Origin of the sequence: Pedobacter sp. R20-19, from assembly GCF_000708265.2 — a bacterium.
Lineage (GTDB): Bacteria > Bacteroidota > Bacteroidia > Sphingobacteriales > Sphingobacteriaceae > Pedobacter.
In genome coordinates this window covers 125274-137158 of record NZ_JCKI01000008.1, presented here as the reverse complement: position 1 = coordinate 137158, position 11885 = coordinate 125274, and the positions used below count along the sequence as shown (strand labels likewise).

11 protein-coding genes, 4 tRNA genes and 1 riboswitch are annotated in these 11885 nt (G+C 39.2%); of the genes, 10 read left to right on the top strand and 5 right to left on the bottom strand.

Going from position 1 to position 11885, the window contains the following annotated elements; genetic code table 11:
• Positions 1-11: 11 nt before the first annotated feature.
• The 4 genes from AN34_RS17415 to AN34_RS17400 all read left to right on the top strand — a co-directional run bounded on the left by AN34_RS17415 (position 12) and on the right by AN34_RS17400 (position 2943).
• Entirely contained in the window at positions 12-623 is a 612-nt protein-coding gene (locus AN34_RS17415; protein ID WP_029287498.1) for a hypothetical protein, read from the top strand.
• Between the two features lie 26 nt (positions 624-649).
• Positions 650-1120, top strand: coding sequence for a hypothetical protein (locus AN34_RS17410; RefSeq protein ID WP_029287496.1), 471 nt, complete (start codon positions 650-652; stop codon positions 1118-1120).
• 129 nt (positions 1121-1249) lie between these two features.
• Positions 1250-2038: a hypothetical protein gene (locus tag AN34_RS17405; protein WP_029287494.1), complete on the top strand. Its 789-nt coding sequence runs from the start codon at positions 1250-1252 to the stop codon at positions 2036-2038.
• Positions 2039-2088: 50 nt separating this feature from the next.
• Positions 2089-2943, top strand: coding sequence for a GH25 family lysozyme (locus AN34_RS17400; RefSeq protein ID WP_029287492.1), 855 nt, complete (start codon positions 2089-2091; stop codon positions 2941-2943).
• Positions 2944-3225: 282 nt separating this feature from the next.
• Here the strand turns inward: AN34_RS17400 and AN34_RS17395 are convergent.
• The 4 genes from AN34_RS17395 to AN34_RS17380 all read right to left on the bottom strand — a co-directional run bounded on the left by AN34_RS17395 (position 3226) and on the right by AN34_RS17380 (position 4328).
• A tRNA-Glu gene (locus AN34_RS17395) sits at positions 3226-3297 on the bottom strand.
• 67 nt (positions 3298-3364) lie between these two features.
• Positions 3365-3440: transfer RNA gene (locus AN34_RS17390), tRNA-Met, on the bottom strand.
• A 657-nt stretch (positions 3441-4097) separates the two neighbouring features.
• Positions 4098-4169: transfer RNA gene (locus AN34_RS17385), tRNA-Glu, on the bottom strand.
• An 83-nt stretch (positions 4170-4252) separates the two neighbouring features.
• Positions 4253-4328 (bottom strand) — tRNA-Met (locus tag AN34_RS17380).
• Between the two features lie 113 nt (positions 4329-4441).
• Here AN34_RS17380 and era point away from each other — a divergent pair.
• The 3 genes from era to AN34_RS17365 all read left to right on the top strand — a co-directional run bounded on the left by era (position 4442) and on the right by AN34_RS17365 (position 7439).
• On the top strand, positions 4442-5338 hold the full coding sequence (era, locus tag AN34_RS17375) for a GTPase Era (RefSeq protein WP_029287490.1): 897 nt from the start codon (positions 4442-4444) through the stop codon (positions 5336-5338).
• Between the two features lie 130 nt (positions 5339-5468).
• A complete protein-coding gene (gene der, locus AN34_RS17370; protein ID WP_029287488.1) occupies positions 5469-6770 on the top strand; it encodes a ribosome biogenesis GTPase Der in 1302 nt (433 codons plus the stop codon).
• A 159-nt stretch (positions 6771-6929) separates the two neighbouring features.
• Entirely contained in the window at positions 6930-7439 is a 510-nt protein-coding gene (locus AN34_RS17365) for an N-acetyltransferase (RefSeq protein WP_036677554.1), read from the top strand.
• Between the two features lie 18 nt (positions 7440-7457).
• Here AN34_RS17365 and AN34_RS17360 read toward each other — a convergent pair whose 3' ends face one another.
• A complete protein-coding gene (locus AN34_RS17360; protein WP_029287484.1) occupies positions 7458-9065 on the bottom strand; it encodes a S41 family peptidase in 1608 nt (535 codons plus the stop codon).
• Positions 9066-9253: 188 nt separating this feature from the next.
• On the opposite strand from AN34_RS17360, the gene murQ reads away from it, so the two are divergent.
• From murQ to AN34_RS17345, 3 genes are all read left to right on the top strand, one after another.
• Complete coding sequence (murQ, locus tag AN34_RS17355; protein WP_029287482.1) at positions 9254-10060, top strand: N-acetylmuramic acid 6-phosphate etherase; 807 nt, start codon at positions 9254-9256, stop codon at positions 10058-10060.
• 210 nt (positions 10061-10270) lie between these two features.
• On the top strand, positions 10271-10837 hold the full coding sequence (locus AN34_RS17350) for a hypothetical protein (RefSeq protein ID WP_029287480.1): 567 nt from the start codon (positions 10271-10273) through the stop codon (positions 10835-10837).
• Positions 10838-10875: 38 nt separating this feature from the next.
• On the top strand, positions 10876-11613 hold the full coding sequence (locus tag AN34_RS17345) for a Bax inhibitor-1/YccA family protein (protein WP_029287478.1): 738 nt from the start codon (positions 10876-10878) through the stop codon (positions 11611-11613).
• A gap of 152 nt (positions 11614-11765) precedes the next feature.
• A riboswitch (SAM riboswitch) is annotated at positions 11766-11869 on the top strand.
• Positions 11870-11885 lie beyond the last annotated feature (16 nt).

The following is an 11885-nucleotide window of genomic DNA, read 5'->3' as shown; positions in this document are numbered from 1 at the left end:
TTCAAAAAGTTATGGAAATAGATTATCAAACTTTCGAGTCAGCACTTAAAAACTGGTGCGAATTACGCTATAATGAATTTAAATACTACTGGCCACTCAACGGCGGCTGGGAAGGCTGGGTTCAGGTTGATTTTGCCGCGTATTTACAACACAATGCACCTCAAGTAACGCTTTATCGTGAAAAGAAAATTTATACGGACCCGAAAAAAAGAGTTGATTGGCTGGTTAACGGAGATGCGCCAAACCCTCGAAAAAGAATAGCTGTTGAGATTAAATGCTTATCAGGCGGCATATTAAATGTTAAAAGCCCAGGTACTGAATTGAAAAAGTTTATAGCGGGGATTCAGAAAGACCAACGTAAATTAAAGCAGGAGAATATATCGATGGATAACCGAGGATGTCAAACGGTTGTCATTGCAATTAATTTCGCGCCCGAAGTTCAATCGTCACTTGAGGCTGCTGGTTTAAATTGTGTTACAACTGCAGGGGATGGAGAAGTACAGCTATGGGCACAGTACATATACACCCAGATGGAAGTAGGACCATCATTTGGAGCGTCTACATCACTTGGTCCATTTGCCCCTAATCCTTTGAGCACATCATCATCAATGTTTTCGACTTAATTATCCTTAACCTTAAACTAAAACTTATGACAGCAGATGAATTATTTATTTTTTTTAAATCAAAAGCACCGCAAATCGTTAACGCAATTAGCACCGGGGCGGGTTGGGAAATTTGGCTTCAAGTAGAATTAATTCTTGCAGTAAGAGCGGCAGGGCAGGGATACAGCGGTGCCCGTGAATTACCTTACCCTTCGCCATGGGATAGATCCCGTCTTGATATAACCATCGGCCATAATCAGGAATATTATGCTATTGAGATGAAAGTGGAGAGTGCAACCAAAACTAAGCCCTTTATGGATCGCATCTTAAAAGATGTGGCTAAAATAGCCTATTATGAGGTAAAAGGAAGCGACGTGAAATTGTCAAAATATGTAGTCGGCATAGGCTTTAGTATAGCGGCTAAAGCCCAAATGAAAGTATATTCGGAAGAGCATCCCGGCAAAGCAGGCTATTATCAAGATAGCGGGCTTGGAATTCTTCTGATCGTCGTTTCTTAAGCCCATTCATCAGCGCCAAATTAGACAAAAAATTATACCATTGAAGATCTGGAGTACAATCAGATGATCGAGGATGTAAGACAAGCAGATTAATCCCTTCACTTTTTAATAAATTTATCAATCATTATGATGAGCCCGATTTGTTTCCTGCTAAATGCAACCGTTTACCCGGTGCTTGTTCCGGTCGGTTTTATGGTGCTAACCTTAATCATCTTTATCTGTTTAGCTGCATGGACATCGCTGCTGCGGGAAGAGATCAGTAATCACCAGGAATTTCACAATAAGCGGCAACAGGAGGAACTTAAACTGAGCAAACCAGTAAGCCCGGCATCTCCTTTCAGCCTGTCCAAAGTGCAGCTGGGTGTATGGACAATGGTGATATCATCCTCTTATCTTTACCTGGCACTGTTTAAAGGTGCTTGTGCAGATACCGAAATTAACCAAACGGCACTGGTGCTTTTAGGCATTTTCTCGGGCACTGCGGTGAGCTCAAAGATTATTGATAAACGTGAAATAAAAGACCAGCGGCCCAGGCACCAGAATACCCCTTCGAGGGGCTTCTTTGCCGATATCTTGTCAGATGATCTAGGCATCAGCATTCACCGGTTTCAGCATGTGGTATGGACCCTTGTTGGCATCATTGCATACCTGTATCAAATGGGGGAAATTAAAACAAGTTGCGTCATGCCCGAATTGAGTAATACACTGCTTGCACTCATGGGCATCAGTAGTGCCACCTTTGTAGCCATCCAGTCAAAAGAAAATGATCCCGGGGCGGCAACAAAAACCCTTGTTGCCGATCAGCCAACTGTGCCGGCGCCAGCATCTCCAATTCATCCATATCAGCCTCCCCCGGCTTCGCAAGCCCCTCCCCAACAGGCTTATGCCAATAGCGGCGGCAATGCATTTTATGGATAGCTGTTGCAACCTGTTAAAACTTAATATATTATTCATCTAAATCTTATCTTATGCAAACACTTTCAATCGGCTCATCAGGAAGCGAGGTTTTTATGCTACAGAGAGCACTCTCGTTTCTCCATTATTCACTCTCTATCGATGGCAACTTTGGCCCGGGTACGCAGGCCGCCGTTACACAATTTCAACAGGACCATCAGTTGAGTGCCGACGGCATTGCCGGGCCGGCAACCTGGGCCATGCTGGATGAGCTGGTGCCGCAAGGCATGGATATCAGCCATTTTACAGGCAACATCAACTGGAGCCAGTTATCGCCGCATATCCAGTTTATTTATTGCAAAGCTAGTCAGGGTGCAGGCTTTAAAGACCCTACACTGGCGCAATATATGGCAACCATCAGGCAGCAGGGACTGATATTTGGCGGCTATCATTTTTTAACCTTTCAGGATTCTGCCGCCACACAGATGCAGAATTTTTTATCCTGCGGCATTGATTTTACTGTCACGGGTACTTTACCGCCGGTGCTGGATATCGAATGGCAGGTCGGATCTAATGATGCGCAGAGCCAGGCCATGAACCAGTACATCCTGAACAATAAGAACGCCTGCGTGCAGCTGATTCAGGACTGCCTCAGCCAACTTTCATCTGCAACTGGTCGCACACCGATGATCTATACCGCAAAATCGTTCTGGTCTGAATATTTTAACGGCGTTTCTTTTCCAAATTACCCGTTATGGGTGCCATCTTATCAATCAAACCCGCCGGGATTATTTGGTTCATGGCAGGAGTATCGCATCTGGCAATATTCTGGAGCCGGGACGGTAACGGGCGTGGCCGGTCAGGTAGACCTGGATCTTTTTAACGGCGACAAAGCCGCTTTAAAAGCGATGGCACTTATCAACCAATAGTTACAGGTATGAAAAAAAAGCTTGTTGCTGGCTCGTAAGTTTTAATCAGCACAGCGTGCAGCCAATGATGTCGAATTTCGACCGTTTTGCTTATCGTTAGATTGCATCCAATAAGGTAGATGCGCTGAGTTTGATGAATGAAGCAACACCTATTAATCTGCCCGTGCCACCGAGGTGACAATTTACAATCAGAAATGAATAAGGCAGGTTTTTGATATTAATAAAAAAAACCTGCAAATGTTTGATTTGCAGGTTTTTGACATCATTTGACATTGATTTTTGTAGCCCGTAGGGGAATCGAACCCCTGTTTCCAGAATGAAAATCTGGCGTCCTCACCCCTAGACGAACGGGCCATTTTTCTAAGCTTAAAGCTAAAAGACCACAGCTTTACACTTCTTGCCTTAAGCTTCCAGCTTAATTTGGTAGCGGGGACACGACTCGAACGTGCGACCTTCGGGTTATGAGCCCGACGAGCTACCAACTGCTCCACCCCGCACTCTATATCTTCAAATTTTCTTTGTTTGAAGGAGTGCAAAGGTATGAATTGTTTTGATACTTGCAAATCATACACCAAGAAATTTTAAAATATTTTTGATAGGTGTCTTCAGTCTTTTAAAATCTGAATCTTTGAAGAACTTTTAAGAAATGATCTTATAATTGATTATCAGTATTTTGTATGCTTATCCTTGGATCAAAATCAATTTTACCTCTAAATTTTTGGAATAATAATCTTCAATCCGTTATTTTGTTTATAATTAGTCTAAATAATAATAATTTTACATTTTTTATTTTTTTAAGCTAATGTCACAGTCTATTATAATTTTTGGTTAGTTATGTTGATTGAAAGCCCTGTTTACCCGCATCAAAATTGAGGTGTGGGTAAATCAGGCACTACAAAATAGATTATTGCTTTACTGGGTAGAAAATCTAATTTCTCTGTTTCTAAAGATGTCTATTGATTGAAGCATCCATCATCTCAAATCTAGTAACGCTTTAAAGTTTTCAGTAAATTTAGAATAGCTTGATGTTATACTAGTTCGCTTTGGAAGGATAGATGTCATAGGATAAAAGTTCTTAAATGCACAAATACCAATAAACGAAAAAAAGTTGATCGTCGGCGTTATCGCTTCAAATCAACTTTCTATTATTAGTGTAGCCCGTAGGGGAATCGAACCCCTGTTTCCAGAATGAAAATCTGGCGTCCTCACCCCTAGACGAACGGGCCATTAAAATAAGTCCTGAGTCTTTAGTTCTTAGTCTGGAGTCTAATGACTTTGGACTTGGTACTGACGACTTTAGACTACCTTTTGGTAGCGGGGACACGACTCGAACGTGCGACCTTCGGGTTATGAGCCCGACGAGCTACCAACTGCTCCACCCCGCATTATATACAATTCGTTTTTTCTGTGAATTAAATCCTTAACTCTGTTTCCGAATTGGAATGCAAAGATATAATTCGTTTCTTTGTGCTGCAAATTTTTTTTAAAAAATATTTTAATGGCGCATAAAGCAGGTTTTGTTAGTATAATAGGTAAACCAAATGTAGGTAAATCCACCCTCATGAATGTGCTTGTAGGCGAGCGACTTAGCATTATTACCCCTAAAGCGCAAACCACAAGGCATCGTATTCTGGGTATCGTAAATGAGGAAGAATATCAAATTGTTTTTTCTGATACACCTGGTATCATTAAACCAAAATACAGCTTGCAGGAGAGTATGATGAGCTTTGTAAATGGTTCTTTAACCGATGCAGATGTACTTTTATTTGTAACAGATATCAATGAGACGCATGATGAAGACGATGTGCTTGATAAAATCTTGAACAGAGATATTCCAACCATTGTACTGATTAATAAAATAGATAAAGCATTACAGGAGCAGGTTGATGAGAAAATTGCTTACTGGCAGGAAAAGTTAAATCCTGTTTCCATTTATGCCATATCGGCTTTGCATAAGCATAACGTTGATGGCTTATTGGAGCGCGTTTTAGAAATGTTACCAGAGCATCCACCATATTATGATAAAGAAGATTTAACAGATCGTTCTGAGCGTTTCTTTGTTTCGGAAATTATTCGGGAAAAAATCTTCCTGAATTATCAAAAGGAAATTCCTTATAGCACCGAGGTGATTGTGAAGAGTTTTAAACATGAAGAGCTTAAAAATGGCAAAGGCCAAATGGTGAGGATTAGTGCTGAAATTGTGGTTGAACGCGATTCACAAAAAAATATTCTCATTGGCACGGGCGGCAGCATGCTGAAAAAAGTGGGTACAGAAGCACGGATAGAAATTGAGAAATTTTTAGATTCCAAAGTGTTTCTGGAACTGTTTGTTAAAGTGATTCCAGATTGGAGAAGTAAAAAGAACTACTTAAAAAGCTTTGGTTACGATAATTAACCGTACCTTTGCAGCCCGAAATAAATCGGTTAGTAGTTGATAGTCAATGGCTGATAGCCAAATAGTTTAAGCAGCTTGCTTAAGCACCATGACCGTTAACTATAAGCCATTAACTATCAATTGAACACCCATGAGTAATATTATCGCCATCGTAGGCAGGCCAAACGTAGGCAAAAGCACCCTTTTTAATAGATTAACTGAAAGTCGTAAAGCCATTGTAGATGATGTTAGCGGTGTAACCCGCGACAGGCATTATGGTGTAGGGGAGTGGACGAACAGACAATTCACAGTGATTGATACAGGTGGTTATGTAGCCAACTCTGAAGATGTTTATGAAGCTGCTATCCGCGAGCAAGTGATGATCGCTATTGAAGAAGCCAGTGTTTTGGTTTTTATGGTAGATGTAACCACAGGTATCACCGATTTAGATGATGATATTGCTCAGGTGCTTCGCCGCAGTAATAAACCTGTTTTTGTATGTGCCAATAAAGTAGATAACACCGCTTTATATAGTGAAATCAGTACTTTTTATGGTTTTGGATTGGGTGAAATTTATCCCCTTTCTTCCATGACTGGTTCTGGCACTGGAGAATTATTGGATGATGTGGTTAAACACTTCGAAGATATTCCAGAAGAAGAAAATCAATTGCCAAAAATTACTATTGCTGGTCGCCCGAATGTAGGTAAATCATCTTTGGTTAATGCACTGATTGGTAAAGAAAGAAACATTGTAACGGCGAATGCTGGTACTACCCGCGATTCAATCAAAATTCATTACAACCAGTTTGGTCATGAATTTATGTTGATCGATACTGCTGGTTTACGTAAAAAAACCAAGGTTAAAGAGAATCTGGAATTTTACTCGGTTATGCGTACCATTAAGGCTTTGGAAGAAGCTGATGTAGTGGTGTTAATGATTGATGCACAAGAAGGAATCGAAAGCCAGGATATCAATATATTTCACTTAGCAGAAAAAAATAAAAAAGGTATTGTTATTCTGGTAAATAAATGGGATTTGATTGAAAAAAATACACAAACGATGAAGGCTTTTGAAGAGCAGATTCATGAGCGTATTCGTCCATTCACTGATGTGCCTATTGTATTTACATCTGTATTAAATAAACAGCGAATTTTTAAAGCGATAGAGGCTGCTTTAGAGGTAGCTAAAAACAGAAGTAAGAAAATTCCTACATCAAAATTAAATGATGTAATGTTACCGCTGATTGAGAAATTCCCACCACCGGCATTAAAAGGAAAGCACATCAAGATTAAATACATTACGCAAATCAACGGAACATCACCTATGTTTGCTTTCTTCTGTAACTTACCTCAATATATTAAAGATCCATACAAACGTTTTATTGAAAATAAATTGAGAGAGCATTTTAATTTCTCCGGTGCGCCGATTCAGATTTTCTTCAGACAAAAATAGGTCAGGCAATAAAGATCGAAATTTATAAACTTATCATTCGAAAGCAGGTTGGCATTTATTTGCAAACCTGCTTTTTTGCTGAAATAGCCTTTGGATGAATTTGAATACCCTGCTGATATTCATCCAATCACTAAAAGAAGATTCTATTACCTTTGCAGCATGCAAATCCAAGTAGCCAACAGCCAGCCATCAGATCTGGATATGATTTTCAAATTCTATGATATGGCTGTTGCCCATCAGAAAAAAGTTTTCAATAAACACTGGCAAGGTTTCAGTAAAAAATTGGTGGAAACTGAAATAGCTGAAAATCGCCAGTATAAAATTTTGGTTAATGATGAAGTTGCTTGTGTTTTTGCAGTCACGTTTAACGATCAACTTATTTGGGGCGATCGGGATCATGATGCCATCTACATTCATCGGATCGTTACGCATCCGGATTTTAGAGGCCTGTCCTTTGTTAAGGAAATTATTAAGTGGGCTAGCGCTTTTGCATCAGAAAATGACCTTAAGTATATCAGAATGGATACCTGGGCAGATAATGAAAAGCTATTGGAGTATTATACTGGCTGCGGCTTTGATTATGTTGGTGTAGTTACAATGGAAAAAACAGATGGTTTACCAAAGCATTATGAGGGAATAAGCCTAAGCTTATTTGAAATCAAAATTTAATAGGAGCGGGGCTTCTAATTATTGAAGATTGGCTAGCGCCTGTTTTACTGCGTTATCAGTTTGATTTATAGAGCGGTAATAGCCAACATCACCCAGGTAATAGCGGCATAATAATGCTTTCAAATCATTTAAAATCACTGATTTTGATCCGTAAAGTTGCATGCGGTCTATGGTTACATTTTTACGTTGGAGGTAACCGATAAAATCTTTAAAGTCATTATCACCCAATGTAAAATTATTAATATTCTGTTCTATAAAGCCAGCATTATATCGATTGGTTAATACATTAAAAACGTAATCAGACAATACTTTTTTGCTCACCAGATTCGCGTAGAATTTATTGTATCCGGTAGTGTCCAGCTTTACAAATATATCAGGCTGAATCCCGCCAATGGTTTTGACCCGTTTATGCTGCTGAAGGTTTACGCCTTCACTTTTCTCTATTGAATCTTGAAAGGAAGTATGGTCGCCCGTTAACTCTCCATCAATCATGCGTTCATCAAGTTCATGTTTGTAAGCATCATACCCTTTTTTATATGATTTTTGAATACTGCGTCCTGAAGGTGTGTAATACCGGGCAATGGTTAAGTTTAATGCTGAGCCATCTCCAAAAGCAAATTGCTCTTGTACAAGTCCTTTACCGAAAGACCGGCGGCCAACTATAATTCCACGACCCAGATCCTGAATGGCTCCGGCAACAATTTCACTCGCCGATGCCGTATTTTCATTAATTAATATCGCCAGCTTGCCATTCTGAAAGGCCCCAGTTCCGGTAGAATAATAATCTGTTCTAGGTTCGTGTTTACCCTGAGTGTAAACAATTAATTTATTTTCGGGTAGAAACTGATCGGCCAAACCCGTAGCTGCAGAAAAATAACCACCACCATTATCGCGTAAATCCAGAATCAGCTTTTTCATGCCTTTTGCTTTGAGATTTGCAGCTGCAATGGCAAAATCGCTGTCTGTATTGGCGCCAAATTTACTAATCCTAACATAGCCAGTTTCCGGGTTAATCATGTAAGAAGCATCGATACTGCTAATGTTTACTTTACCACGGGTGACCATTAAACGGCTTTGAACCTGTGTACCACTGCGTAAAAGGGTTACACCAACACCGCTTCCTGCTTTTCCTCTGAATCTTCCGGTTAATTGTTCTTTGGGTAAATTTCTGCCACTTACTATAGTGGTATCAATAGCCAGAATTTTATCACCTAATTTAATGCCTGCCTGGTATGCCGGTCCATCCTTCACCACGCCGGTAACCATCATGGTATCATTGAGCATGTAATACTCAATGCCAACACCTTCAAAGTTTCCTTCCAGGTTATCAGTCATGTCCTGAGCATCCGTTGGAGGCAAATAAACACTGTGTGGATCTAATTGGTGAAGCACACTATCAATAGGTAAGTTTTGTAATGAATCGGTATTGATATCATCCACATAATTTTTATTGATGATATGCAGAATTTCTTCCAGTTTTTCGTCACTGTTGCTGGCCAGCTGAGGTCTTCTGATCACGCCAAATCCCTGATCTTTAATGAACTTAATACCCAGATACATGCCTGCTATCAAAATGACAGAATAGCTTATGGCAATCAGTATGTTTTTACGGGTATTCTTTTTCATTGGCGTTAGGCAAATTTATGAAAATAAGCGGGTTGATATATTTTTAACTGCAATTTCTTGTCTTTTGTTTATAATATTTCACATAAATTAACGGTTCAACTGATGGGTCAAAGTGAGATGATCTATATTTTTAATTTTTTAGGGTAGATTTTAGAAAAGATTTACCGAATTTTATCAAAAATAAATTTATGAATAGAGTTACCGAGCAAGAATCAAACTATAGCCACATTGATCAGATGTCGGTAATGGAAGTTTTGCAGGGGATCAATAATGAAGATAAAACTGTTGCCTTTGCTGTTGAAAAATCTTTGCCTCAGATTGAAAAATTAACTTCGGCCGTTGCTGATAGAATGAAAAAAGGTGGTCGTCTTTTTTATATTGGTGCTGGCACCAGTGGCCGTTTAGGTGTTGTAGATGCCTCTGAATGTCCGCCCACTTATGGTGTTCCTTTTGATTGGGTAGTCGGCATTATTGCTGGTGGCGATACGGCCATTAGAAAAGCTGTAGAATTTGCCGAAGATGATGCCGTACAGGCCTGGAAGGATTTGCAGGAGTTTGATATCAATGAGAAAGATTGTCTGGTTGGTTTAGCCGCATCAGGTACTACGCCATATGTAGTAGGTGGTTTAAGCACCGCCCGTAAACATGGCATTTTAACAGGTTGCATCGTGTGTAACGCTGGCGGACCAATTGCTGCAGCATCTGATTTTCCTGTAGAAGTGGTGGTTGGCCCGGAATTTATTACGGGTTCAACACGCATGAAATCTGGCACGGCACAAAAATTGGTTTTAAATATGCTGAGTACCACTGTAATGGTTCAATTGGGCCGTGTAGTTGGAAACAAAATGGTAGATATGCAGTTAACTAATCATAAGTTGGTAGATCGTGGTACACAAATGGTGGCCGATGAATTAAATATCGCTTATGATGAAGCCGCAGACTTATTAACACAACATGGAAGTGTTAGAAAAGCTGTAGAAGCCGGACAACATTAGAAATGACTGAATGTGAGAAGGATAGAAGGATTGAGTTAGAGAATGATAGAATTGGAGAATAACAGAATAACAGAATTAGAGAATGATTGAATTTAGCGCTGGTATTAGGTAATTCATAGATTTTAAACTTATACATTTATTCAATTATTCACTCACTCAACATTCATTAACTCATTCAAAATTCTCTCATTCAATAATTAAAAAAAGAGCATGCACGAGATAGAGCCGTATTACCAGTGGAGAGATGATTATATCTCGGCAGAAGATGAGCGTTCGCCATTTTATAATACCGAATATTCTGAGCTATACTTTGATAAGCAAATCTATAATTTTTTGCTTCACCCACAGTGGGATGAGTTTGGCTCTAATACATTATACATGAAAGTATTGTATGCTGATTATGATCACAGCTATGCCATTATAGAATTTATCGGAGAGTGGAACGATGCCATTAACAATGATATCATGTTGCTTAAGCGCGATATTCTGGAGCTAATGATGGATGAAGGAATTAACAAATTCATTTTAATTGGCGAAAATGTGCTGAATTTTCATTCCTCAGATGACAGTTATTATGAAGAATGGTTTCAGGAGGTAGAAGATGGCTGGATTGTTGGGGTAAACTTTCAGGAACATGTAATCAGTGAGTTTAGAGATAACAACATTGATTATTATATCAACTTTGGTGGCGCTTTTGATAACCTGCCCTGGCGTACATTAAAACCGTTACAGTTCTTTAAGAAAGTTGAAGAAATGCTGACAAAAAGACTGAATTAAAGTATTATTTTTAAAATCATTTAAATACACAAATAAAAATGGAACAACAAAATTATCAATATCAAGGCAATAGTGTTTTCGTACAGGAAAACTCGGTGTCTAAAAAATTCTTTGCCAGCGTATTCTTATGGATGTTCGTTGCGCTGTTGGTATCAAGCGTTTCTGCGTTTGTATTGGCAAATTCGCCAGGAATTTTATCCTACTTAGTCGGTGAAAAAGGATTTACCATATTTGGATACATTACCATTTTTGCACCACTGGGTTTAGTGATGCTGATGGGTGCCGCAATGCAAAGATTATCTTTCCCTGCATTAGTGGGGGTTTTTCTGCTATATTCTTTGTTAACGGGTGTTATGCTAGGTTTTATTCTTTTAATTTATACTTCTATATCTGTCGCAATTTGCTTCGTTGCAGCAGCAGTTATTTTTGCTGTTATGGCCATAATGGGATATACAACAGATGTTGATTTAAGTAAATTCGGACCAATCCTGATGGCTGGTGTAATTGGCTTAGTGATCGTAAGTCTGATCAACTTCTTTATCGGCAGCGAAACTTTAAACTATATTTTAGGCTTTGTTGGTGTGGCAATTTTTACAGCACTTACGGCGTACAAAGTTCAGGAAATTAAAAGAATTGGCGAAGGTTTGGATGAGAGCGGGAATGAAATTGCATTGGCCGATAGCAAAAAATTAGCCATAATGGGTGCCTTATCACTTTATATCACCTTCATTAACTTATTTGTTTCACTACTACGTCTTTTCGGAAACAGAAGATAATTCAATAAAACCTGGTCATCAAATTTTAATGATTTAAGGTTAACCACAAAACATTATTTTAAAGGCCGTGCATTTTTGCATGGCCTTTGTAATTTTATTTGGCGGCAAAGCGATAATTTTTGGAAATGATGTTGCTTTGTTGCATTTTTGTATGCTTATTAAGAAAGACGGAGGGATTAGACCCAACGAAGTCTTAGCAACCTGTGCCAACAAGGTGCTACATTCTAATTTCGGTTAACCGGGAGAAAGATAAGTTTAGAAAGTACGATCCA

Excerpts from the sequence above, each read along its gene's own strand:
- AN34_RS17415 (WP_029287498.1), top strand. The coding sequence starts at position 12 with ATGGAAATAGATTATCAAACTTTCGAGTCAGCACTTAAAAACTGGTGC.
- AN34_RS17410 (WP_029287496.1), top strand. The coding sequence starts at position 650 with ATGACAGCAGATGAATTATTTATTTTTTTTAAATCAAAAGCACCGCAA.
- AN34_RS17405 (WP_029287494.1), top strand. The coding sequence starts at position 1,250 with ATGAGCCCGATTTGTTTCCTGCTAAATGCAACCGTTTACCCGGTGCTT.
- AN34_RS17400 (WP_029287492.1), top strand. The coding sequence starts at position 2,089 with ATGCAAACACTTTCAATCGGCTCATCAGGAAGCGAGGTTTTTATGCTA.
- era (WP_029287490.1), top strand. The coding sequence starts at position 4,442 with ATGGCGCATAAAGCAGGTTTTGTTAGTATAATAGGTAAACCAAATGTA.
- der (WP_029287488.1), top strand. The coding sequence starts at position 5,469 with ATGAGTAATATTATCGCCATCGTAGGCAGGCCAAACGTAGGCAAAAGC.
- AN34_RS17365 (WP_036677554.1), top strand. The coding sequence starts at position 6,930 with ATGCAAATCCAAGTAGCCAACAGCCAGCCATCAGATCTGGATATGATT.
- AN34_RS17360 (WP_029287484.1), bottom strand. The coding sequence starts at position 9,065 with ATGAAAAAGAATACCCGTAAAAACATACTGATTGCCATAAGCTATTCT.
- murQ (WP_029287482.1), top strand. The coding sequence starts at position 9,254 with ATGAATAGAGTTACCGAGCAAGAATCAAACTATAGCCACATTGATCAG.
- AN34_RS17350 (WP_029287480.1), top strand. The coding sequence starts at position 10,271 with ATGCACGAGATAGAGCCGTATTACCAGTGGAGAGATGATTATATCTCG.
- AN34_RS17345 (WP_029287478.1), top strand. The coding sequence starts at position 10,876 with ATGGAACAACAAAATTATCAATATCAAGGCAATAGTGTTTTCGTACAG.